The organism is Mycolicibacter minnesotensis (assembly GCF_010731755.1).
GTDB classification, from domain to species: domain Bacteria; phylum Actinomycetota; class Actinomycetes; order Mycobacteriales; family Mycobacteriaceae; genus Mycobacterium; species Mycobacterium minnesotense.
Genome location: NZ_AP022589.1, coordinates 1,250,583 through 1,273,989 on the forward strand (window position 1 = coordinate 1,250,583; position 23,407 = coordinate 1,273,989).

Genomic DNA, 23,407 nt, shown 5'->3' on the forward strand with positions numbered 1-23,407 from the left:
CCACCGGTACCGCCGTCCGGCGTTACCACCGGTCCCCCCGGGCCCACCACCGCACACCGTTACCGGCGTTGCCACCCGAGCCCGCAGCACCCACGTTGCCCGCCGAAGAGCCGGTACCGGCTGCGCCACCGTTACCGCCGACACCACCGTTGCCACCGGCGCCACCATTGCCGTCACCGGTCACAAACGACCCGGCCGCACCGTCAATGCCATTGCCGCCCCCACCACCGGCACCACCGTTGCCACCGGTTCCGGTGGTCGCCCGGTCAACACCGTCGGCCTCCAGGCCACCCAGGCCGCCGTTGCCGCCCTTGCCACCGTTACCACCGGCCACGCCATTGACGTTGCCGACCGTGCCATCGGCGCCGTTGGCGCCCCGGGCTCCGTCACCGCCGTTGCCGCCGACACCGGCTGCCCCGTCGGTGCCGTCAGCGGCGTGGTTGCCGCCACCGCTGTCGCCGCCGGCGCCACTGACACCGGCGTTGCCGCCAGCGCCACCGTTCTGGCCATCGCCGCCGTTCCCGGATCCGTTGGCGCCGTCGGCACCGTTACCGCCGTTGCCGCCATTACCGCCGAGGCCGCCGACGCCGTGGTCGCCAGAGTTGGTGCCAGTACCGCCGACACCGCCGGCGCCGCCGGTGCCACCGTTTCCACCGTTGCCGCCGTCAGCACCCGGAGTCTTGCCGTTGAGGCCGTTGAACCCGTTGCCACCGGCACCGCCATCGCCACCGTCGCCGCCGTCGCCCTGCGCAGCCTGAGAGCCGTTGGAGTTGAGGCCGCCGGCGCCGCCGTTACCACCGGCACCACCAGCGCCACCGCCAGTGCCGTTGATGCTGCCCGACGTGCCATTGCTACCGATGTAGCCACGGCCACCGTCGCCACCGTCTCCACCGATGCCGCCGTCACCGTCGGCGCCGTTGGCACCGGTCGTCGATCCGGTACCGCCCGTGCCGCCGGCGCCGAAGTCGCCACCGACGCCGCCGACGCCACCCGCACCACCGTCGGGGTTCTCCGCAGTGCCAGTGGCACCCGTACCGCCGTTACCGGCCTTGCCGGAGTCTGCGCCGTTGCCCGCGTTGCCGCCGGCGCCTTCGGTGCCGGCCTTACCGTGTGCCGAGCTGCCCGCGGCACCGCCCGCACCACCGTCGCCACCGGCACCACCGGCACCGGCGCTACCGCCCGCGCCGCCGTTGCCGTCACCACCGTTGTCGAAAGTCCCGTTGGCTCCGTTGGCGCCATTGCCGCCGACACCACCGGCGGCGCCGGCACCACCGGCACCACCGTTGCCGCCGTCACCGGCGATCGATCCGCCGGCACCGCCGGCACCGCCGGTACCGCCCTTGCCGCCCGATCCGCCGCTCTGACCGGCTTCACCCGCGTCTTCGCCGTTGCCACCGGCACCACCGGCCGCGGCGCTGCCGGCGTTACCGCCGTTACCGCCGTTGCCGTGGTCGCCACCGGCTCCACCGGCACCACCATTGCCGCCGGAAGTGCCCGGGGCGGCGGTGGGGTCGGAGGCGGCGTCGTAGCCGGCGCCGCCGTTACCGCCGTTACCGCCGATTCCGGGGGTGTTGCCCGCCGATCCGTTGGTTCCTGAGGTCGCGCCGGTGCCACCGGTGCCTCCGGCACCACCGACGCCGACGTTGCCGCCGTGTCCGCCCGCGCCGCCGTCGGGGTTGGCTGCGGTGCCGTTGATGCCGTCGCCGCCGTCGCCGGGAGCGCCGCCGGTGCCACCGTTACCCGCGTTACCACCGGCACCGGTGGTGCCACCGCCGGTACCACCGTTGCCGCCGGTACCACCGCCGCCACCGTTACCGCCGGCGAAGCCGTCCGCGTGCTCGGCGTCGCCGTTGTTGCCGTCAAAACCGGCGCCGCCCTTGCCACCGTTACCGCCGAGGCCGCCGGTGCCGTCGGTTGCGTGGCCGCCACCGACTTCCAGTCCGCCGGCGCCGCCCGCTCCACCGGTACCGCCGTTGCCGCCGGTGGTGCCGTCGACGTTGTCCCGGTCGCCATTGGCGCCGTCCATGCCGGCACCGCCGATACCGCCATTGCCGCCGGTGCCCGCGGCACCATTGCCACCACTGACGCCTTGCTGGCCGCCGCCCGAGTCGCCGCCCTTGCCGCCGGCACCGGCGTTGCCGCCGTTACCACCGGCGCCACCGTCGTAACCATTGATGTTCTCGGCGTCGCCGTTGGCCCCGTTGGATCCATCGGCGCCGTTGCCACCGTTACCGCCGTTGCCGCCTGCGCCACCCACGCCGTGGCCACCGGCGGCAGCACCCGCGCCGCCGACGCCGCCCGCGCCACCGTCGCCACCGGTACCACCGGCCGAGCCGCTGCCGCCGGGGTTGGTGCCATTGGCGCCGTTGAAGCCACTGCCTCCACGGCCACCGACACCACCCGCGCCGCCGTTGCCGTCGGTCGCCTGAGTGGTGCCGTCGGCCTGCAGGCCGCCCTGGCCGCCGTTGCCGCCGGCGCCGCCGGCCGCGCCCGCGGTGCCGTTGATGTTGTCTGCAGTGCCGTTGACGCCGTCCAGGCCGGCACCGCCGACACCACCGTTGCCGCCCTGGCCGGCAATGCCGTTGCTTCCGCCTGCGGCGTGGTTTCCACCGCCGCTGTCACCACCGACGCCGCCCTTACCGGCGTTGCCGCCGGCGCCGCCGTCCTGGCCGGCGTAGCCGGCTTGATGCGTGGAGTCGCCGTTGGCGCCGTTGGCACCGTCAGCACCGGCACCACCATTGCCGGCGTTACCACCCACGCCACCAGCACCGTGCGCACCGGTTTGGGCACCGGTACCGCCGACACCACCGGCGCCGCCCGCGCCACCGTTGCCGCCACGAGTGCCATCGGCACCGGGCTCGTCCCCGTTAGTGCCGTTGATGCCGCTACCACCACGGCCACCTTGGCCACCGGCACCACCATTGCCGGTGGTGGCGTAGGAGCCATTGGTGTTCTGCCCGCCGACACCACCATTGCCGCCGGCTCCACCGACGCCACCTGCGGTGCCATCGGGGTTGAGCGCGGTGCCGTTGACACCGTCGAGGCCGATGCCACCGGCACCACCATTGCCGCCCTTGCCGGCCGTGCCGTCACTGCCGTTGGCAGCCGTCTGACCACTACCGCTGTCGCCGCCGGCACCGCCCTTACCGGCGTTACCGCCAGCGCCGCCGTCTTGACCGGCGTACCCACCGGTGTGCTGGGCATCCCCGTTGGCGCCAACAGCGCCATCAGCACCCGCACCACCATTACCGGCGTTGCCACCCACACCACCGGTGCCGTGCGCGCCGGCCTGAGTACCGGTACCACCGACACCACCAGCACCACCGGCACCACCATTGCCGCCGCTGGTGCCCGCAGCACCCGGAGTGGTTCCGTTGGCTCCGTTGAAACCACTACCGCCGCGGCCACCAGCACCACCGGCACCACCATTGCCGTCGGCAGCCTGGGTGGCGCCGTCGGCCTCGACGCCACCGGCGCCACCGTTGCCGCCGGCACCACCTGCACCACCCGCAGTGCCATTGGGGTTCTCCGCGGTGCCGTTGACGCCATCAAGGCCGGTGCCACCGAGACCACCGGCTCCACCCTTGCCGGCAGCGCCGTCGCTGCCGTTGGCAGCGGTGGTGCCGTTGCCGCTGTCGCCACCTGCACCACCCACACCGGCGTTACCGCCAGCGCCACCATCCTGGCCGGCGAACCCTGCGGTGTGCTGGGCATTGCCGTTGGCACCGTTGGCGCCCAAAGCACCGTTACCGCCGTTACCGGCGTTTCCTCCGACACCGCCAGCTCCGTGCGCACCCTCAACGGTGCCGGTGCCACCGACACCGCCGGCACCGCCCGCACCGCCGTTGCCACCACGAGTGCCATCGGCACCGGGCTCATCACCGTTGGAACCGTTGAAACCGTTACCGCCACGACCACCCAGACCGCCCGCGCCACCGTTGCCGTTGGTCGCCTGCGTGGTGCCGTCGGCTTCTAGGCCGCCCTGGCCGCCATTGCCGCCCGCACCACCGGCGGAGCCAGCCGTGCCATCGGGGTTTTCCGCGGTGCCGTTGACTCCGTCGAGACCGGTACCACCGGCACCACCGTTGCCGCCGATACCCGCGACGCCGTCAGCACCGCTGGCCGAGAAGGTGCCGCCACCGCTGGCACCACCGGCGCCGCCCTTACCGGCGCTACCACCGTTGCCGCCGTCCTGGCCCGCATAGCCACCCGTGTGCTCGCTGTCCCCGCCAGATCCGTCACCACCGTCGGCACCATTACCGCCGTTGCCGCCGTTACCGCCAAGCCCACCGATGCCGTGGGCACCGACAGTGGAGCCCTGGCCACCCTGGCCGCCGTTGCCACCTGCGCCGCCGTTGCCGGCGTTGGTGCCATCCGCGCCCGGCTCATCGCCGTTGAAGCCGTTGAAGCCGTTGCCGCCGGCTCCGCCATCGCCACCAGCACCACCGACGCCCTGAGCCGCGTTGGAACCGTCAGCAGCCAAACCGCCGGCACCGCCGTCGCCACCGTTGCCGCCCTGACCACCACCGGTGCCGTCAACGCTGCCCAGGACACCATTGGTGCCCAAGAAGCCGTCACCGCCGAGACCACCGTTGCCACCGATCGAGGCCGCCCCATCCAGCCCCGCGGCGCCCTGGCCGTTGCCATCGCCGTCGGTGCCACCGGTTCCGCCGGCCCCGAAGTCACCACCGGCGCCACCGGCGCCACCATTGCCGGCATCGGGGTGCTCCGCGGTGCCGGCAGCGCCCGCACCGCCCGCACCCGCGGCCCCGGCACTGCCGCCGTCAGCGGCGGCACCACCGGCACCGGTGATTCCGGCGGCACCGTTGGTGGCACTGCCGGCCACACCCCCGGCACCACCATTGCCACCCGCGCCACCAGAGCCGGCGTTACCGCCGGCCCCGCCATTGCCGTCGCCATCGTCATCGAACGTCCCCGCGGCACCATCGGCACCGCTGCCGCCGGCACCACCGGCAGCGCCCTTGCCGCCGCCGCCACCACTGCCGGCGTTGCCGACCACCGAACCGCCTGAGCCACCGGCACCACCGGCACCACCATTGCCGCCCGCGCCACCTGTGACCCCAGAGCCACCGGCGAGGGTGGCATCCGCGCCGATCGCACCGGCGATGCCGTTTCCACCGATACCACCGGACGCGCCGTTACCGTGCGCGCCACCATCGCCGCCGACACCACCATTGCCACCGGACGCACCGTCACCATTGGCCAAGAGGCCGGTGCCGTTGCCGCCGGCACCGCCGACACCGCCGTTACCACTGATGCCGACCGGCAGCTGACCGTCGGCGCCGGGGCGCCCTGCGTTGCCCCACATCCAGGACATGAACTTCTCACCTGCGGCACCACCGAGACCGACAACGGTGCCGATCTGCCCGCCGGCGCCACCATCGCCACCGTTGCCGCCACCGAGCTCGCCATCACCACCGAGGCCACCGGCGCCACCATCGCCGGCCAGACCTGCATTACCGCCGACGCCGCCGTCACCAGCAGCACCGAAGTGTCCACCCACACCACCAACGCCACCACGGCCGCCGCCGCCGCCGTCGCCGCCGAGACCACCGGCACCGCCGTTGCCGCCCAGGTCGTCCAAGCTCACGCCGCCGGCGCCGCCTTCGCCGCCGACACCACCGGTGCCGCCGACACCACCGGCGCCGCCCAGACCGCCGATACCGAGCACGAATCCGGCGGCACCACCAGCACCGCCGTTGCCGCCCAGACCACCGATGAGTCCGTCACCTCCGGCGGTGCCGTTCAGTGCGCCCAGCACGCCCTCAAGACCCGCCTCGCCCGCCGCGCCAACCGCGCCGGCACCGCCAGCACCACCGGCGCCGCCAAAACCGAGGAGGCTCATCACGTCGCCGCCGGCACCGCCGTTGCCCCCGGCCACGAGCGCATCGATAGACGCGCCACCCGTGCCGCCGGCACCGCCATCACCGAACAACCAGCCGCCGACACCGCCGGCGCCGCCATCGCCACCCTCGACGCCGATACCGCCGACACCACCATTGCCGAACATGCCCGCGGCGCCACCAACACCACCGGCACCATCAGCGATGCCGGCCACACCCTCGGCGCCGGCGCCGCCGTCGCCGAACAGGAACCCACCATCACCGAGGTTTCCGAACCACCCCAGCGAGCCAAACAGCGTCTCGTTGGTCCCGGTGAAACCATCAACACCGTTGCCGATCAGTTCCCGACCGAACAGATCCACCCACGGCTGGTTGATCAGGTCCAGGAACTGCTGGTTGTCGTCGATGAAGTCCTGCGTCACGTTGTACAGCGGCAAGTACAGCTGCTCGTGGTAGAAGGTCGCCACGGCCAGGTCGAACTGCTCGAACAGGTCGTAGATGAACCCGGCATCCGCGGCGCCGGGGTCGGCGAACCATCCCGACCACACGTCGGCAGCGGACTCCGCATCGGACAGTCCCGACCAGAAGACCGGGTCGAATAGATCCTCGATGTCCGCAGATGCCGTGGGTACCGGTCCGGCCCCGAATGCCAAGAACGCCGCCACAGCACTCGACGCGCCCACCACACGCCGCCGCGCCAGGCGCCCATCAGCCGAACCAAAAAGTTTGCTAGACATCCGCCGGCTCATGGAGCACACCTCTCACATTTTCCACTAAGTATTAACGCAGGTTCGAATTATGGTCGTCTGTTCACTTATCGCCAACTCGGCCCGCGGATGTGTGGTTGAAACCACACGAATAGGGCGAATGTGACGTCCCACTACCTATCAGATGCCCAGGTCAGCGCCATTTTGAGATCTTGCCCACAGCGGTTGTGACGTTAGTCACATGATGAAAAGGTCAACTGTTTTGTCAAAATTGTGGTTAACATCAGAAATATGCACAGCAAAATACACGCTTCACACGGAGCCCTCAGAATGAACATCAAGACGCCGCAAATGAAACATGCAATTTCTTTAATTACAGTTTGCTGGCACGGCAAATTCAGCAGATATGGAATGCCGCTTACGGGCGATGACTCACCGAGTCGTCGCGGCCGTGACCGCTGGGGACCAGAACCTGGTCGTCCGTGCTGGCGTTGCCCTGAATCAGGAGATCGCGATCAGATGGAAATCGGCGATACAAGTCCGCTGCTGGGCGGCGGACCGGGCAAGCGCAGCTCTGCCACATTCACTGTGCGTCAGCGCACGGCCCCCCAGCATCGGCAAAATTGCCGAAATAGCGCTGGTATCGTGTCGCCGAGATGGCGGTAAAAGTGCGTAGATGTGGAAACAAAGCTACGACGGCGAGGTTGCGGGGGCGGTCCATCCGGGGGAATGGACGCCTGCCCGCCTGGATGGGCAGCCTTGCCGCTGAGAGACGGTAGATGATGTCGAACGCGAACTCGGCGGTTTCGCCGCCTTCCCCCGCGCGGACGGTCCTCGTGGTCAGTCCGGGAGATGCCCGACCGCAGTGGCAGCCTCCCACTGAGTCGTTGACCACCGGCCTCTCCTGGCTGAAGAGCACGCTCGACGGCATCGTTGCCGCCCACCGCGGGGAACGCCTGGTGGAAGAGGACCACGGGGATAAGTTCGCCGCCGGGTTCGCCGACGCCGGAGACGCAGCATCCTGCGCCATAGCCCTGCAGCGTGCGACGACAGCGCCGATCCGCCCGCGGATCGCCCTGCACGCCGACGAGGCGCCGCTGGCCGAACCCAGCGCCCATCCCCGTTCGTTGGTGAACCGCGCGGCGCGGCTGTGCGATCTTGCCCATGGTGGCCAGACCGTGCTGTCGGAGACGGCCCAACCGCTGATGGCCGAACAGCTCCCGCCCGAGACGTGGCTGATCGATCTCGGTGTTTTCCGGCTTCGTGGAATCCCGTACCCAGAGCGACTGTCACAGCTGTGCCACCGCGACCTGGCCACGGACTTTCCCCCCTTGCGAACCGGAAAGGCGACGCACGAGCCGCACTTTCCGACGCCGCTGACGAGTTTCGTCGGGCGCGATGCCGAACTTGCCGAATTGCGGCGGTTGGTCGACAGCAACCGTCTGGTGACCCTGACCGGCTCTGGCGGTATCGGCAAGACAAGGCTGGCGCTACAACTGGCCGAAGAGTTCGTCGATCGATTCCGCGACGGGGCGTGGTGCGTAGATCTGACCCCCATCAGCGATCCGGAGCTGCTGTCCGAGCGGGTGGCTCACACGCTGGGCCTGCCCGACCGGCCAGACCACTCGCCGATCGACACCCTGGTTCGCTTCGTCGTTGACCGCCAATTGATGCTGGTGCTGGACAACTGTGAGCACCTGTTGGACGCGTGTGCGCACATGACCGCCACACTGTTGGCCGCCGGCTCAGAGCTGACCATCGTGGCAACGAGTCGCGAGCCCATCGGGGTGGCCGGCGAGGTGACCTGGAAGACCCCCTCGCTGTCCCTTGCCGACGAAGCCGTCGAGCTGTTCCGGCAGCGTGCTCAACTGGTCCGGCCGGGCTTCAGCTCCAGTGACGACGAGACGTTGGTCGCCGAGATCTGCCGGCGCCTGGACGGGGTGCCGCTGGCGATCGAGCTTGCCGCAACCCGGGTTCGGGCGTTGTCGCTCAACGAGATCGCCGAAGGTTTGAGCGAGCGACTGCAACTGTTGACCGGCGGTGCGCGCACCGTGGTGCCGCGCCACCAGACACTGCGCGCATCGGAAGACTGGTCTCATGACTTGTTGAGCGAATCCGAACGCGTGGTCTTTCGCCGACTGGCGAAGTTTCGGGGCGGATTCGACCTCGACGCCGCTGTCGCCGTCGCCGGAGATGACGACCTCTCGCGCGCCCGCGTGATCGACATACTCACCCAACTTGTCGACAAGTCACTGGTGGTCGCCGACAGTACCGGAGACTCGACCCGCTTCCGGTTGCTGCAGACCGTCCAGCAGTACGCCATGGAGAAGCTCAGGGAGTCCGGGGAGCGCGACACGATCCGGGCGCGCCATCGTGATCACTACGCAGCCCTCTTCGACGCGGAGGTGACCCCCGGATACGAGTGGGGCATCGAACAGGCCGAACTCGAGATCGACAACCTGCGAGCCGCTTTCACATGGAGCCGCGACCGAGGCGACGTCGATCACGCCGCGGGTCTCGCCTCGTCGTTGCTCCCGCTGTGGATCCACAGCCGGACTCTGGAGGGGCTGGCATGGTTCAACTCCGTGCTCGCCGACGCCGACGCCATGACACCGGCAAAACGAGCCCTCGCGCTCGCGGACAAGGCGATCTTCGACGCCTTGACCGGGAACTATGGGCAGGTCGATCACGCCGAGCAGGCAGTCGCGATCGCTCGCAGCCTCGATGACCCGGCCCTGCTCGCCTGGGCGCTCGCCGCCTGCGGCTTCACCTGCAGCTACAGCCCCGAGCTGGCACTGACTTACTTCGAGCAGGCCATCGCGCTGTCCCCTGCCATGGACGACGACTGGCGGTTGAGCCAGCTGTACGGCGTGCAGGCATACTCGGCGTTCGTGGCCGGCGACCTTGCCACGCTGCACCTGGCCGCAGCGCGGGGCGCCGCGCTCGGCGATGCGGTCGGCGACTGGTCGGTGGCCCGACTCTCCCGGCTCTGCCTGGGCCTGGCACATCTGCATCGCGCGGAGCTCACGATGGCCGTCGAGTTGGCCCGACAGGTGGCCATGGAAGCTGAGGCGGCCCACGATCCCCTGTTCAGTGCCCAGAGTCTGACGGTCCTGACCGAAGCTCTTTCCTGCCAGGGTGATATCCGCGGGGCGCACGCCGCGGCGCACGAATGCGTCGCCGCCGCCGCTGAACTCATCGACTTCCACCGCGCCTTCAGCTTCGGCGCGATGGCCGACGCTTTTCTGGCCGCCGGAGACACGTTGGGGGCCCTCGGTGCCGCTGATGCGGCGCGCGAAGCGTGCGCGCTACCTCAGCTGCTGGCCATCAACGGCAATCCCCTCGCCCGCGTTGCGCTGGACTCCGGCGATCTGGCGGCCGCGCGTCGTTGGGTGGACGAGGCCATGCCGGTGGGATCGGGCTTTCACCGTGTACTACTGCTGGAAGTTCGTGGCCGTATCGCGATGGCCGAAGGCGAGCTGGCCCAGGCCGAACAAGATGCGAACGATGCCCTGGCGATCGCCGCCGAGACGGAGTCCTACCTGGCCGTCCCGGATCTGCTCGAGCTGTCGGCCGCACTACACACCGGCGCGGGGCGGCACCACGACGCCGCTCTGTTGTGCGGCGCGGCCGCGGGCGCCCGTCAACGTACCGGCGCGGCTCGCGCCAAGGTGTACGACGCCGCCTACGACGCCGCCATCGGCAACCTTCGCGCGGCGATGTCCCCGAGTGATTTCGATCGACGCTGGGCGCAGGGCCATGCACTATCGACAGATGAGGCAATCGCGTACGCATGCCGCATCGACGCGAGGGGCCGACGCCCGTCCAACGGCTGGGCGTCGCTGACCCCGGCCGAACTCAATGTGGCCCGGCTGATCAGTTCGGGCCTGCGTGACAAAGACATCGCCGCGCAGCTGAGCGTCTCGCCCCGGACAGTGCATTCACACCTGAACCGGATCTACACCAAGCTCGACATCTCGTCTCGCCTGCAATTGGCGCAGGAGGCCGCGCGTCACACCTGATCCGGTGGGCCGCCCAGGCACCGATCAGGCGATCCGGGCCTCGGATTCGGCCGGCGCCCACTGCTTCCAGTTTCGATACTCTTCGGCGGTCAGGTCCCGCCCGAGCAGTGTGGTGACGGCGGCGTCGTGCTCAAGATAGAGCTCTTCGTTACGCCGCCACGCCGGCAGGTAGCGGTAGAAAGGCAGCCACGGGTGCAGGTGGTGTATCAGGTGGTAGTTCTGCGACAGCATCAACGGGGCCATCAACCACTCCATGCCGACCCGAAGCCGGCTGGCACGATATCGGTCCTCGCGCTGCGTCACCGTGATGCCGTGATGCGGGAGCCAGTCAAAAGCAAACCCGATGACGAACAGACCCAGGCGCTGCGGGATCAACACGAGCTCCGCGAGCAGCCAGAAGTGGTCGGTGAGGATGGCACCCACGGTCATGGCGACCGTCAGCGAGAGCAGCACCGACGTTTCGGCGAGCTCGGCAACCGGGCGCCGCCACGAATGGCGGATGCGCGGCCAGAGCTTGCGCACGTACCAGGTCGCGTTGAAGACGTCCATCAACGCCCAGCGGAAGGGTAGCTGCCATGTCGGCGCGTGGGTGGCGAACATATCCGGATCGCGCTCGGGGTCATTGGTGTGGCGGTGATGCTCGCCGTGGACATAACCGAACGCCGGCAAGGAAAACGGCAGCACCACCAACAGCCAGGCAACCCGCCCCACCACCGCGTTGACCCAGCGCACCGAGCAGAACGAGCGGTGCAGTGCTTCATGCGCCACCGAGAACAACACATAGGTGACTACGCTGCTCAGCGCGATCACGATCCATGCCGGAAGTGATTCACGGATGGCTCCGATGGCCACCAGAACGAACACCGTGATTCCGCCCGCGGCCAACCCGAAGGTGGGCCAGGAGAACGACGGCACTCCCTCGCCGGGGTGCGGGTGCCGTGGACGCCGGGCCGCTGCTGGCGGGTCCGCCATCTCAAGCACCGACACGAAACCTCCAACAGCAGGGCAATGAGCACCAACGTCACCTAAGAGCAGGTGCAAGATTACGTTGCTCTCCGGTGAGGGCCGGCCCGCAACGCTGCGGTGTCAGGCTAAGTAAGTATCACAATATTGACGCCAGCGTATAACGTCGCTGGTCCTCAGTACGAGAATTTAGTTCACGAAGGCTCAACTTCGCACCACCAGCAGAGCCAACGTCCTCAGCTCGCGGGGGAGGGCCGCAACTGCCGATATTCGTCGACGGTCAGTTCCCGGCCGTACAGGGTCGACAACGCCGGGTCGCAGGCCAAGTAGCCGGCCTCATTGCGACGCCAGACGCGCGGCAACACGTGGATCGGCAGCCCGGGGTGCAGATGGTGCATCAGATGGTAGTTCTGTGCCATCCACAACGGGGTCACCAACCGCTCCAGGCCGATCCGGGTCCGAGACGCGCGGTAAGGATTTTCGCGGTGGGTCACGTTCAGCCCATAGTGCGGCAACCAGTCGAAGAACAAGATGATGAAGAACAGACCGATGCGCTGTGGGATCAGGATGACCACCGCAAGGGTCCAGATGTGCCCGGTGATGACGGCCAGGACAATGCCCGTGACGGTCAAGGCGACCAGTACCGCCGACTCGGCGAACTCGATGAACGGCTTACGCCAGGAGTTCCGGAGGCGCTCGGGGAGCCTCGCCAGGTACCAGCGAGCGTAGTAGAAATCGCCCAGGGGTCCCCGGAACAGCAGCTGCCAGAACGGTTTACTGGTGGCGAAGTAGTCGGGATCATTCTCATGGTCGTTGGCGTTCCGGTGATGTTCCATGTGGGCGTAACGCAAGCACGGCCAGGCGAAATGAGGCCCGATGAAGGCCCAGGCGAATCGCCCCACCAGCGCATTCAGCAAGCTCGACCTACCCAGCGTGTGGTGCGTCGCCTCGTGTACCGGCAGGAACATCAGATACACGACGGTGGAATTGATCGCGATCGCGGCCCATGCCGGCAGCCACCCACCGATCACACCGAGGGTCGCGACCACGAAGGCGATGAACGCGCCGAGCGTGACACTGAGCGCAGGCCAGGCCACCTTGGGAGCCTTCTCGCCGGGCGGTGGGTGCCGCCTTGAAGGCGACTTGGGCACAACAGATCCCAACGTAGTGGAGTCGGACACGCAAAACCCTCCCGGGCTGTAGTTTGTTCGGCCCCCGCCAGTTAGGAGACCCTATAGCACCCGGTCGATCCGTGCACTGTGGGCGTACCGCCCCACGGTGTGACAAAGACGACTTAGGGATCGCGCCTGCACCATCCTAAACTATCGGGCTGAGAATCTAGGCTCCGTAAACCGGTACCGGCGGCCGCGACTGGGAGAGCAGGTCGGTGACAACCGGCCCCAGCTCGACCGGCTCCCAACGTGCCCCCTTGTCGACCTGCGGTCCGTGAGCCCACCCTTCGGCGACCCGAATCTTGCCGCCTTCGACTTCGAAGACCTTGCCCGTCACGTCCTTCGACTCCACACTGCCCAGCCAGACCACCAGCGGGCTGACGTTCTCCGGGGCCATCGCGTCGAAGTCCTGGTCCTGCGTGCTCATCATGTCGGCGAACACGGTCTCGGTCATCCGGGTCCGTGCCGACGGGGCGATCGCGTTGGCGGTGACGCCGTAGCGGCCCATCTCAGCGGCGGCGACCAAGGTCAGCGCGGCAATGCCTGCCTTAGAGGCGCTGTAGGTGGCCTGCCCGACACTGCCCTGCAAGCCGGCGCCCGAGCTGGTGTTGATGATGCGGGCGTCCACCGTTTCGCCGGCCTTGGCCTTGGCCCGCCAGTACGCGGCAGCGTGCTTCATGGTGGCGAAGTGGCCCTTGAGGTGCACCGCAGTGACGGCGTCGAATTCTTCTTCGGTGGCGTTGGCGAACATGCGGTCGCGGACGATTCCGGCGTTGTTCACCAGCACGTCGAGCGTGCCGTAGGTGTCGACAGCCTGCTTGATCAGAGCCTCGGCCTGGCCCCAGTCCGCGACGTTCGAGCCGTTGGCGACGGCTTCACCACCGGCTGCGACGATCTCGTCGACCACGTTCTGGGCAGCACTGCCCCCACCGGCCGGTGAGCCGTCCAGGCCCACACCGATGTCGTTGACCACGACCCGGGCACCCTCGGCGGCAAAGGCCAGCGCGTGCGCCCGCCCGATTCCGCCGCCCGCTCCGGTGACGATGACCACGCGGCCGTCAAGAAGTCCCATCAGTACTTTCTCCTTATTTGTTAGCGCTAGATGCGTCGAGGTAGGCGGGGTTCTCGCCACCGCCGTGCACGGTCAGGCTGGCGCCGGTGACATAGGACGCCAGTTCAGAACTCAAAAACGCTGCCGTCCAACCAATTTCGGATGGTTTGGCCAGCCGTCCCAGCGGCACGGTCGCGCCGACAGCGGCCACCGATTCGGCGTCGCCGTAGAACAATTCGGACTGCTCGGTCTCGACCATGCCGACCACGATCGAGTTGATCCGCACCTTCGGTGCCCATTCCACGGCCAACGACGTCGTCAGGCTGTCCACCCCTGCCTTGGCCGCACCGTAGGCGGCGGTACCCGGCGACGCACGGTGGCCGCTCACGCTGGTGATGTTGACGATCGCACCGCCGGCGGCCTGGTTCTGCATGACCGCATTCGCATGGGTGGACACCAGCAGCGAACTGAGCAGGTTCAGCTCGATGATCTTGCGGCTGAAGTTGGCCGATGCGTCAGCGGCCAGTGCGAACGGGGAGCCGCCGGCATTGTTGATCACAATGTCGATCCGGCCGTGGGTGGCAACGATCGCCTCGATCAGGCTCTTGACCGCGCCGTCGTCGCGGACATCGCAGGAATGAAACTCATACGGCAGGCCCTCTACCGGTCGTCGTGCGCAGGTCACGACCGTTGCGCCCTGGTCGGCGAATACCGCGCTGATGCCCGCGCCAACACCGCGCACTCCGCCGGTGACCAGTACCACCTTGCCGGTCAATCCGAGGTTGATGGCGGCAGCTGCAGAGTCAGACACTGTGCTAGCGTACCAAGCAAGTGCTTGCTTAGGTATCCAGGACCCCAATACGACAGGGAAAGGCGCCCATGCCGATCACATCCACAACCGTCGAACCGGGGATCGTCGCGGTCACCGTCGACTACCCGCCGGTCAATGCCCTGCCCTCACGGGCCTGGTTCGAGCTGGGCGAGGTCATCACCGCCGTCGGCAACGACATGTCCACCCACGCGGTGATCTTGCGGGCCGAGGGCCGCGGGTTCAACGCAGGCGTCGACATCAAGGAAATGCAGAACACCGAAGGCTTCACCGCCCTGATCGACGCCAACCGCGGTTGCTTCGCCGCATTCAAGGCCGTCTACGAATGCGCGGTGCCGGTGATCGTCGCGGTCAACGGCTTCTGCGTCGGCGGCGGCATCGGCCTGGTCGGCAACGCCGACGTGATCGTGGCCTCCGACGACGCCAAATTCGGTCTGCCGGAAGTGGAGCGTGGCGCGCTGGGCGCGGCCACTCACCTGTCGCGACTGGTGCCGCAGCACATGATGCGCCGGCTGTTCTACACCGCGGCCACCGTGGATGCCGCCACCCTGCACCGGTACGGCTCGGTGCACGAGGTGGTGCCGCGCGCCGAGCTCGACGAGGCCGCACTGCGGGTGGCCCGCGACATCGCGTCGAAGGACACCCGGGTGATCCGGGCCGCGAAAGAAGCCCTGAACTTGATTGACGTACAGAAGGTCAACTCCAGCTACCGGATGGAGCAGGGCTTCACCTTCGAGCTCAACCTCTCCGGTGTCGCCGACGAGCACCGCGACGAGTTCGCCGGGACCGAGAAGGGCGCCAAGAAATGAGCAAGCTGACCACCCTCGACGCGGCCGTCGCCGAGCTGCGCGACGGCATGACCATCGGCATCGGCGGCTGGGGCTCGCGCCGCAAGCCGATGGCATTCGTCCGCGCCATCCTGCGCACCGACGTGAAAGACCTGACCGTGGTGACCTACGGCGGCCCGGACCTGGGCCTGCTGTGCTCAGCGGGCAAGGTGCGCCGGGCCTACTACGGCTTCGTCTCCCTGGACTCTCCCCCGTTCTACGACCCGTGGTTCTCGAAGGCCCGCACCACCGGTGCGATCGAAGCCCGTGAGATGGACGAGGGCATGCTGCGCTGCGGGTTGCAGGCCGCCGCCCAGCGACTGCCGTTCCTGCCGATCCGCGCCGGCCTGGGCAGCTCGGTGATCGACTTCTGGGAAGGTGAGCTCAAGACGGTCACCTCCCCGTACCCCGTCTCGGCTGCAGAAGGGGGTGGACACGAGACGCTGGTCGCGATGCCGGCCCTGAACCTCGACGCGGCCTTCGTGCACATGAACATCGGCGATCAGCGCGGCAACGCCGCCTACACCGGGATCGACCCGTACTTCGACGACCTGTTCTTGATGTCGGCACAGCGCCGGTTCCTGTCGGTGGAGAAGATCGTGCCCACCGAAGAGCTCATCGCCACCACGTCGCCGCAGACCCAGGTGATCAACCGGATGATGGTGGATCACGTGGTGGAAGCCCCCGGTGGCGCCCACTTCACCATCGGTGCAGCCGACTACGGCCGCGACGAGAAGTTCCAGCGGCACTACGCCGAAGCCGCCAAGTCCGAGGAGACCTGGGCGGAGTTCAAGGCCACCTACCTGTCCGGCAGCGAAGACGACTACCAAGCTGCGGTCAAGGCATTCGGAGCGGAGGCATAAGCATGACCGACTCACCCACTCGCGCCGAGATCTGCGCCGTCGCCTGCGCTGAGCTGTTCCGCGACGCCGGCGAAATCATGGCCTCCCCGATGGCCACGGTGCCCTCGGTCGGCGCCCGGCTGGCCCGCCTCACCTTCTCCCCCGACCTGGTGCTCACCGACGGGGAGGCCCGCATCCTGGCCGACACCCCGGCGATCGGCAAGGTCGGGCCGCTGGAAGGCTGGATGCCGTTCAACCGAGTCTTCGAGACCCTGTCGTGGGGCCGGCGCCATGTGATCATGGGCGCCAACCAGATCGACCGCTACGGCAACCAGAACCTGTCGGCGTTCGGTTCGCTTCAGCAGCCCACCCGGCAGATGTTCGGCGTGCGTGGAGCGCCGGGCAACACCATCAACCACACCACCAGCTACTGGGTGGGCGCGCACTCGTCGCGGGTGTTCTGCGAGTCCGTGGACATCGTCTCGGGCATCGGCTACGACAAGGTCGACCCGGCCAACCCGGCGTTCCGGTTCTTCAACCTCGGCGGCGTGGTGAGCAACCTCGGGGTGTTCGACTTCAGCGGTCCGGACCACCAGATGCGTGCGGTCTCACTGCACCCCGGCGTCACCGCCGATGAGGTCACCGAGAACACCTCGTTCGAGGTGCACGGCCTGGCCGACGCTGCGACGACCCGGTTGCCCGAGGTCGAGGAGCTGCGGCTGATCCGCGAGGTCATCGACCCGAAGTCGCTGCGGGACAAAGAAGTCAAAGCATGAGTCGCCTGAAGACCCCGCTGACCGAACTGGTCGGTATCGAACACCCGGTGGTGCAGACCGGCATGGGCTGGGTGGCCGGCGCCCGACTGGTATCGGCCACCGCCAACGCGGGCGGCTTGGGCATCCTGGCCTCGGCGACCATGACCATCGATGAGCTGGCCACCGCAATAGCCAAGGTGAAGTCGGCGACCGACAAGCCCTTCGGCGTCAACATCCGCGCGGATGGCGCCGACGCCGGCGACCGGGTGGACCTGATGATCCGCGAGGGCGTCAAGGTGGCGTCGTTCGCACTGGCACCCAAGGCCGAACTGATCGCCAAGCTCAAAGAGGCCGGCTCCGTGGTGATCCCGTCAGTGGGCGCGGCCAAGCACGCCAAGAAGGTGGCGTCCTGGGGCGCCGACGCGGTGATCGTGCAGGGCGGCGAAGGCGGCGGGCACACCGGCCCGGTCGCCACCACGCTGCTGCTGCCGTCGGTGCTCGACGCGGTCGCCGGCACCGGCGTGCAGGTGATCGCCGCCGGCGGCTTCTTCGACGGGCGCGGCCTGGCAGCCGCGCTGTCCTACGGTGCCACGGGTGTGGCGATGGGAACCCGATTCCTGTTGACCAGCGACTCCACCGTTCCGGACTCGGTCAAGCAGCGCTACCTGGCCGCCGACCTGAGCGGCACCGTGGTATCCACCCGGGTAGACGGCATGCCACACCGGGTGCTGCGCACTGAACTGGTTGAGAAACTCGAAAGCGGCTCGCGGGCACGCGGTTTCAGCGCCGCTATCCGCAACGCGGCGAAGTTCAAGAAGATGTCGCAGATGAGCTGGCCGACCATGGTCAAAGATGGACTGGCCATGCGGCACGGCAAAGAACTGACCTGGTCGCAGGTGCTCATGGCCGCGAACACTCCGATGCTGCTCAAAGCCGGACTGGTGGAAGGCAACACCGAAGCAGGCGTACTGGCATCGGGGCAGGTCGCCGGCATCCTCGACAGCCTGCCGTCGTGCGCGGAGCTGATCACCTCGATTGTCGACGAAGCGGCCGAGCACCTGCAGTCGGCCAACCAGTTCATCCAGTCCTGAGGCCGAGCCGGAATCTCACGACGCGACACACCGTCTCGGCGTCGTGAGATTCCGGCTCGCGGTCCACCCAGCGGCACGCATGGCGTCAAGTACCCGGCCGATCATCGTCGCCTCCCGGTAGCGCAGCATCTCTGCGCTGACCCGAACGATCAGCCACCCGTGCTCGGCCAGCGCAGCTTGGCGGTCAATATCACCCTGCCGCTGGACCGGGTCGGTCCAGTGTTGCGCGCCGTCGTACTCGATACCGACGTTAAATTCCCGATATCCCATGTCGATCCGGCCCACGAACCCGCCGTAACCGTCGAGAACCACGATCTGGGTCTCCGGACACGGCAACCCCGCGTCGATCAGCGCCAACCGGGTGCGGGTCTCTTGGGGCGATTCCGCACCGGGATCCACCAGCGGCAAGAACTGCCGCAGCCGGTTGAGCCCACGCGCGCCCCGGCGAGCAGCGATGACAGCTTCGACTTCGTCAACGGAAACGCCGGTCGCGTTGGACAGCGCGTCAAGGCGCTGAACCGCCAATAGCCTCGACCGAGTCCGCCGGCCGATATCGAAGGCAGTTCGGGCAGGGGTCGTGACCCGCATCCCGTCCGACATCGTCAGCTCCTGTGACTTCAGAATGTCCTCGTGCACAATGAGCTTTGGCGGCGACTTGTGATTGCCGTACACCAGCTCAGCGTCGAGCTCGGGGCTCACCCACTTCGCGCCCAGCAGCGCCGCGGCGGAGTTACCCGCCACCACCGCCCGCCGCCGCGACCACAGCCACGCGGCGATCGCTCGCTGTCGCGCGGTTGGCACCATCCCCCACGGCACATAGACACCTGGATAGACCGGCTCATAGAGGGTGCGCATCAAACGCTCGGGAATCGCCTTGGCGGCCAAAGCCTCCACACCGAGAAACGGCCAGTCCAGTTCGTCCACTCGCCTAGCGTGGTACCGGGCGCCGCTTCGCGCCCACGCACATCCACAGCGCTCGAGCCGGAATCTCACGACGCGACACGCCGTCGCGGCGTCGTGAGATTCCGGCTCGCGGAATGGTCGGACCTTAGGCCTCCGCCACCATCAGGGTGTGACCAGTGGGGTCGCGGAACCACAGCAACGGAGGAACCGGATCTCCCATCCGGGCAACCTGGTCGTCCACGTCGACACCGAGCTCTTTCAGAGCGGCATGCGTGGCGTCGATGTCGTCGGTGGTCAGCGTGATACCGGTGACGGTAGGTTCGACCGACCCACTCTCCGGCGGTGCCAGCGCGATGCCGGTGGTGCCGTTCGGCGGATAGACCTCGATCCACCGGTAGCCGTCGCCCATATCGATGTCGGTGCGCTTCTCGAAGCCCAGCGACTCATAGAAAGCCACCGCCTTCGCCTGCTCGAGGGTGGGAACGCACACGAGGTTGATGTCCTTGAGACCGGTCTTGACGGTGCCCATCATGCTCCTTCTGAGTTAGGGAAAGGGTTGGCGAAATCAGGAATTGCCGGAATACAGCCGGGCGATCTCCGGCGAGCTGGCCCAGCGACCATAGGTGGGACCTTGGGGCCATCCGTCAGGTGAGTCCTGCCACTGTTCCTGCCGGCCATAAGGCAACACGTCGATCAACGGGAACGTGTGACTGAGCTGCTCGACTCCTCGGTGTTGGGTATACCAGGTTCGGTAGACGTCATGGCCCTGGCGCAGAAAGACATTCACCGCGAAGGGTCCGCCCGGCGGCACGCCGACGTCGGCGCCGAACGGGCTGTTGGCGGTGCTGTACCAGTCCATCTGATTGCCCACTCGCTCCTTGTATGCGAGCGCCTCATCGATGGGCCCCTGCGTGACGATGACGAACCGTGCGTCGTATGCGGACAGGAATTCGAGCCGGGTGAACTGTGCGGTGAAGCCCGTGCACCCCGGGCACTGCCATTCCTGACCCGGTGACCACATGTGGTGGTAGACGATCAGTTGACTCTTTCCGTCGAACACCTCCGCGAGGCAGACGGGTCCGCGCTCGCCTTCGAGCACATAGCGATCCATGGCGACCATCGGCAGCCGCCGACGCTGCGCCGCGATCGCGTCGAGTTCGCGGGTAGCCGCCTTCTCCCTGTCGCGTAGGGCGTCGATCTCCCGCTGCCAGGTTTGGTGATCCACCACCTCCGGCGCCTTGAAGCCCGTCATCACGAAACCCCCATTGTTATGTGCACGGCGTCCACATTGGCTATGTTCACACCGTACACTTGGAACCGAGGGGACTGTCAAGAGGTGACGACAAAGACCGGGTATCACCACGGCGACCTGTGCGCGGCGCTGATCGACGCCGGCCTGCAGTTGACCCGGATCGGCGGACCGGAAGCCCTGACTGTCCGAGAGGCGACTCGGCGCGTCGGGGTCTCCCCCAATGCGGCATACCGTCACTTCGCCGACCGTGAAGCGCTGTTGAGAGCGGTCGCGATCGCGATCGGCGACCGCATGGCCGCACGCATGGTGACGCCGTTGGCCCGACGCGGCTCAGCGCAGACGCGCGCTCGCAACCAGTTGCGCGCGGTAGGCCTCGGCTATATCGGGTTCGCGCTGGACGAGCCCGGGTGGTTCACCGTGGCCTTCTTTGGAGCCGGGGTCGTCGCGGTCGACGGCGGTGTCCCCCCACCGTTTCAAGCGCTGGTGGACGCGCTCGACGCGATGACGGATGCCGGTGTGCTGCAGCCCAGCCGGCGAGCCGGCGCAGAGTGGCCCTGCTGGTCGGCAGTGCACGGCTTCGCCGAGCTGGCGTTGCGCGGGCCGCTGCACGGCGCCCCACGCTCCGATCTTGATGCACTGGCACAACGAACGGTTGATGACATCATCGCCGGGCTGCTGCGCTGAGCTCGCTACCGGCGTGCTCAGGCACTGCGCGCGGGACGCTGAATACCCCGGCCGACCGTGAGCACGAAGGAGCTGAGGTCGTGGGCGAGATCGTCCACCGAACACGGCGGGTCGACCACGTCCAGAAAGTCGGCGATGATCTCGAAAAGTCCCCCGACGGTGGCAATGGTCACCGCGCGGTAGTCGATGTTCTCGCCCGGTTGAGCCCGACGACTCCAGAACGCCTCCAACGTGGCTGCCGCCCAGCGCCGGTCCGCCCGGCGCCGGGCCTCCACCCGCGGAGAGATCCCCGTGCATTCCCGGAACGTCACAACCACCAGCCGGGGATCGACAACCAGCTCGTGGGCGAGCACAGCGAGAACGCGGCGCACCGTGGCCTCGTCACCCTCCCCGGCAACGACGTACTGCAACTCCTCCATGACCCTCGTCGCTATACGTGCACCGAGTTCTTTCATCAACGCGAGGTAGCAGTCCTCTTTGCTGTCGAAGACCTCGTAGAAGGCCTTGTTGCCCACGTATGCGGTCTGGCAGATCTGCTCGATCGAGGTGTTGACGTAGCCGTCGCGGGCAAACAATTCGAATGCGGCGGTGAGGAGTTGCTCACGACGTTGGGCTCGTCGCTGTTCAGCGTCGAGCCCACGAATCCGGCGTCCCCCCGGTGCCGTCGGAATCGGTCTTTCCATAAAGCCCGATTTTAGCCCTCGAGGCGCTCGATGATCGTGACGTTAGCCGTGCCGCCGCCCTCGCACATGGTCTGCAAACCGTAGCGACCACCGGTGCGCTCCAACTCATTGAGCATGGTGGTGAACAGTTTCGCCCCAGTCGCCCCCAGCGGGTGCCCCAGCGCGATCGCTCCACCGTTGGGGTTGACCTTCGCCGGGTCGATCGGGAATTCCTTCATCCAGGCCTGTACCACCGAAGCAAACGCCTCGTTGATCTCCACGACGTCGATGTCGTCGATGCTTAAACCGGTCTTCTCCAACGCGTAGCGGGTGGCCGGAATCGGACCGGTCAGCATGATCACCGGGTCATCACCGCGGGCGCTGATGTGGTGGATGCGGGCGCGGGGCTTGAGCCCGTGCGCCTGCACTGCGCTTTCGGAGGCCAGCAGCACCGCCGCCGACCCGTCACAGATCTGGCTGGAGACCGCGGCGGTGAGGCGGCCGCCCTCGACCAGCGTCTTGAGGCCGGCCATCTTCTCCAGGGTGGACTCACGCGGGCACTCGTCGACCCGGAATCCGTCAACGTCGATGATCTCGTTGTCGAAGCGTCCTTCGGCGATCGCGGCGAACGCCCGCTCGTGGCTCTGCAGAGCGAAACGCTCCATGTCCTCACGAGTGATGTCCCAACGCTCCGCGATCATCTCAGCGCCGCGGAACTGGGAGACCTCTTCGTTGCCGTAACGCTCCACCCACTTCTTCGACTCGTTGGTGGGCGAAGTGAACCCGAACTGCTGGCCGACGACCATCGCCGACGAGATCGGGATCCAGCTCATGTTCTGCACGCCGCCGGCCACGATCAGGTCCGCAGTACGCGACATGATCGCCTGCGCGCCGAATGAGATCGCCTGCTGAGACGAACCGCACTGCCGGTCGACGGTGACCCCGGGCACCCCTTCGGGGTAGCCGGCCGCCAGCCACGCCAGCCGGCCGATGTTTCCGGCCTGGCCACCCACGGCGTCAACGCAGCCGGTGATCACGTCATCGACGGCAGCAGGGTCGACACCGACGCGGTCCAGAAGTCCACGAAAAGCCAACGCACCCAAGTCGATCGGGTGATAGGCGGCCAGCGAACCGTTGCGCTTGCCGACAGCGGTGCGAACGGCATCGATGACATACGCCTCAGATACTTGAGCGGCCATTTCAGACTCCTTCTTTGGTAATTCCACCCAGCACGATGGCCAGGTACTGCCTGCCGACTTCTTCGGCCGTCAAGGGGCCACCTGGCTGGTACCAACGCACCGATACCCAGGTGGTGTCGCGGATAAAGCGGTACACCAGGTCAACGTCGAGGTCGGGCTGGAAACATCCCGCCTCGATGCCCTGCTGCAGTACATCGAGCCACATCTTGCGTTGCTGCCGGTTGCGTTCGTCCAGGTAGGAGAACCGCTCGAGAGACGACAGCCGCTTGGCTTCGTCCTGGTAGATCACCACTTGGGCGTGCCGATGCTCGATCGCGTCGAACGAGGCCAGGAATAGTCCCTTAAGACGCGCCAGCGGATCGGTTTCATGATCGATGATCTGCTGGTAGCGGGTGAACAGCCAGTCCAGGAAGTCGCGCAGGACTTCGTCGACCATCTCCTCCTTGGAGGAGAAGTGGTGATACAGACTGCCGGACAGGATCCCGGCGGCGTCGGCGATGTCACGCACGGTCGTGGCCCGCAGGCCACGCTCGGCGATCATCGCCGCAGCCAGGCTCAGGAGTTCGTCACGGCGCGTCATGGCA

The 23,407-nt window shown here is 67.5% G+C and carries 17 protein-coding genes; 6 read left to right on the top strand and 11 right to left on the bottom strand.

Annotated features, from left to right (window positions below; genetic code table 11):
- Positions 1-22 precede the first annotated feature (22 nt).
- The gene (locus G6N09_RS19590; RefSeq protein ID WP_163752680.1) at positions 23-6,601 is read right to left on the bottom strand and encodes a PE family protein; all 6,579 of its coding nucleotides are present in this window, start codon (positions 6,599-6,601) and stop codon (positions 23-25) included.
- An 857-nt stretch (positions 6,602-7,458) separates the two neighbouring features.
- Here G6N09_RS19590 and G6N09_RS06020 point away from each other — a divergent pair.
- Positions 7,459-10,593: a helix-turn-helix transcriptional regulator gene (locus tag G6N09_RS06020; RefSeq protein WP_163752682.1), complete on the top strand. Its 3,135-nt coding sequence runs from the start codon at positions 7,459-7,461 to the stop codon at positions 10,591-10,593.
- Between the two features lie 24 nt (positions 10,594-10,617).
- On the opposite strand, the gene G6N09_RS06025 is transcribed toward G6N09_RS06020, so the two are convergent.
- The 4 genes from G6N09_RS06025 to G6N09_RS06040 all read right to left on the bottom strand — a co-directional run bounded on the left by G6N09_RS06025 (position 10,618) and on the right by G6N09_RS06040 (position 14,590).
- Positions 10,618-11,565, bottom strand: coding sequence for a fatty acid desaturase (locus G6N09_RS06025; protein WP_163752684.1), 948 nt, complete (start codon positions 11,563-11,565; stop codon positions 10,618-10,620).
- A gap of 227 nt (positions 11,566-11,792) precedes the next feature.
- A complete protein-coding gene (locus G6N09_RS06030) occupies positions 11,793-12,737 on the bottom strand; it encodes a fatty acid desaturase (protein WP_083027482.1) in 945 nt (314 codons plus the stop codon).
- Between the two features lie 157 nt (positions 12,738-12,894).
- Positions 12,895-13,800 (bottom strand): SDR family oxidoreductase, encoded by a 906-nt coding sequence (locus G6N09_RS06035; RefSeq protein WP_083027483.1) that lies wholly within the window; start codon positions 13,798-13,800, stop codon positions 12,895-12,897.
- A gap of 13 nt (positions 13,801-13,813) precedes the next feature.
- Entirely contained in the window at positions 13,814-14,590 is a 777-nt protein-coding gene (locus tag G6N09_RS06040) for an SDR family oxidoreductase (RefSeq protein WP_083027484.1), read from the bottom strand.
- 68 nt (positions 14,591-14,658) lie between these two features.
- Between G6N09_RS06040 and echA20 the strand changes: the two genes are divergently transcribed.
- Genes echA20 through ipdC form a run of 4 tightly spaced genes read left to right on the top strand, consistent with a single transcriptional unit; the run spans position 14,659 to position 18,123 of the window.
- Positions 14,659-15,417 (top strand): (7aS)-7a-methyl-1,5-dioxo-2,3,5,6,7,7a-hexahydro-1H-indene-carboxyl-CoA hydrolase, encoded by a 759-nt coding sequence (echA20, locus tag G6N09_RS06045; RefSeq protein WP_083027485.1) that lies wholly within the window; start codon positions 14,659-14,661, stop codon positions 15,415-15,417.
- Positions 15,414-16,298 (top strand): cholesterol ring-cleaving hydrolase subunit IpdA, encoded by an 885-nt coding sequence (ipdA, locus tag G6N09_RS06050; RefSeq protein ID WP_083027486.1) that lies wholly within the window; start codon positions 15,414-15,416, stop codon positions 16,296-16,298. Before echA20 ends, ipdA begins: the two co-directional genes overlap by 4 nt.
- Positions 16,299-16,300: 2 nt before the next feature.
- Positions 16,301-17,053: a cholesterol ring-cleaving hydrolase subunit IpdB gene (gene ipdB, locus G6N09_RS06055; protein WP_083027487.1), complete on the top strand. Its 753-nt coding sequence runs from the start codon at positions 16,301-16,303 to the stop codon at positions 17,051-17,053.
- On the top strand, positions 17,050-18,123 hold the full coding sequence (gene ipdC / locus G6N09_RS06060; protein ID WP_083027488.1) for a (3aS,4S,5R,7aS)-5-hydroxy-7a-methyl-1-oxo-octahydro-1H-indene-4-carboxyl-CoA dehydrogenase: 1,074 nt from the start codon (positions 17,050-17,052) through the stop codon (positions 18,121-18,123). The genes ipdB and ipdC overlap by 4 nt, the downstream gene beginning before the upstream one ends.
- Positions 18,124-18,138: 15 nt before the next feature.
- Here ipdC and G6N09_RS06065 read toward each other — a convergent pair whose 3' ends face one another.
- The 3 genes from G6N09_RS06065 to G6N09_RS06075 all read right to left on the bottom strand — a co-directional run bounded on the left by G6N09_RS06065 (position 18,139) and on the right by G6N09_RS06075 (position 20,278).
- Positions 18,139-19,047, bottom strand: coding sequence for a type IV toxin-antitoxin system AbiEi family antitoxin (locus G6N09_RS06065; RefSeq protein WP_083027489.1), 909 nt, complete (start codon positions 19,045-19,047; stop codon positions 18,139-18,141).
- A gap of 124 nt (positions 19,048-19,171) precedes the next feature.
- Positions 19,172-19,558 (bottom strand): VOC family protein, encoded by a 387-nt coding sequence (locus tag G6N09_RS06070; protein WP_234807096.1) that lies wholly within the window; start codon positions 19,556-19,558, stop codon positions 19,172-19,174.
- Between the two features lie 33 nt (positions 19,559-19,591).
- Positions 19,592-20,278, bottom strand: a complete 687-nt coding sequence (locus G6N09_RS06075; RefSeq protein ID WP_083027490.1) for a DUF899 domain-containing protein — start codon at positions 20,276-20,278, stop codon at positions 19,592-19,594.
- Positions 20,279-20,362: 84 nt separating this feature from the next.
- On the opposite strand from G6N09_RS06075, the gene G6N09_RS06080 reads away from it, so the two are divergent.
- Positions 20,363-20,962, top strand: a complete 600-nt coding sequence (locus tag G6N09_RS06080; RefSeq protein WP_234807097.1) for a TetR/AcrR family transcriptional regulator — start codon at positions 20,363-20,365, stop codon at positions 20,960-20,962.
- A gap of 17 nt (positions 20,963-20,979) precedes the next feature.
- On the opposite strand, the gene G6N09_RS06085 is transcribed toward G6N09_RS06080, so the two are convergent.
- From G6N09_RS06085 to kstR2, 3 genes are read right to left on the bottom strand one after another with little or no spacing between them, the layout of a single operon-like run.
- The gene (locus tag G6N09_RS06085) at positions 20,980-21,645 is read right to left on the bottom strand and encodes a TetR/AcrR family transcriptional regulator (RefSeq protein ID WP_083027492.1); all 666 of its coding nucleotides are present in this window, start codon (positions 21,643-21,645) and stop codon (positions 20,980-20,982) included.
- 11 nt (positions 21,646-21,656) lie between these two features.
- Complete coding sequence (fadA6, locus tag G6N09_RS06090; protein ID WP_083027493.1) at positions 21,657-22,823, bottom strand: steroid 3-ketoacyl-CoA thiolase FadA6; 1,167 nt, start codon at positions 22,821-22,823, stop codon at positions 21,657-21,659.
- 1 nt (position 22,824) lies between these two features.
- Positions 22,825-23,403, bottom strand: a complete 579-nt coding sequence (gene kstR2, locus G6N09_RS06095; protein WP_083027494.1) for a TetR family transcriptional regulator KstR2 — start codon at positions 23,401-23,403, stop codon at positions 22,825-22,827.
- Positions 23,404-23,407: the final 4 nt, after the last annotated feature.

Excerpts from the sequence above, each read along its gene's own strand:
- G6N09_RS06075 (WP_083027490.1), bottom strand. The coding sequence starts at position 20,278 with ATGACGGGCTTCAAGGCGCCGGAGGTGGTGGATCACCAAACCTGGCAG.
- G6N09_RS06085 (WP_083027492.1), bottom strand. The coding sequence starts at position 21,645 with ATGGAAAGACCGATTCCGACGGCACCGGGGGGACGCCGGATTCGTGGG.
- fadA6 (WP_083027493.1), bottom strand. The coding sequence starts at position 22,823 with ATGGCCGCTCAAGTATCTGAGGCGTATGTCATCGATGCCGTTCGCACC.
- G6N09_RS06025 (WP_163752684.1), bottom strand. The coding sequence starts at position 11,565 with ATGGCGGACCCGCCAGCAGCGGCCCGGCGTCCACGGCACCCGCACCCC.
- kstR2 (WP_083027494.1), bottom strand. The coding sequence starts at position 23,403 with ATGACGCGCCGTGACGAACTCCTGAGCCTGGCTGCGGCGATGATCGCC.
- G6N09_RS06070 (WP_234807096.1), bottom strand. The coding sequence starts at position 19,558 with ATGATGGGCACCGTCAAGACCGGTCTCAAGGACATCAACCTCGTGTGC.
- ipdA (WP_083027486.1), top strand. The coding sequence starts at position 15,414 with ATGAGCAAGCTGACCACCCTCGACGCGGCCGTCGCCGAGCTGCGCGAC.
- ipdB (WP_083027487.1), top strand. The coding sequence starts at position 16,301 with ATGACCGACTCACCCACTCGCGCCGAGATCTGCGCCGTCGCCTGCGCT.
- ipdC (WP_083027488.1), top strand. The coding sequence starts at position 17,050 with ATGAGTCGCCTGAAGACCCCGCTGACCGAACTGGTCGGTATCGAACAC.
- echA20 (WP_083027485.1), top strand. The coding sequence starts at position 14,659 with ATGCCGATCACATCCACAACCGTCGAACCGGGGATCGTCGCGGTCACC.
- G6N09_RS06035 (WP_083027483.1), bottom strand. The coding sequence starts at position 13,800 with ATGGGACTTCTTGACGGCCGCGTGGTCATCGTCACCGGAGCGGGCGGC.
- G6N09_RS19590 (WP_163752680.1), bottom strand. The coding sequence starts at position 6,601 with ATGTCTAGCAAACTTTTTGGTTCGGCTGATGGGCGCCTGGCGCGGCGG.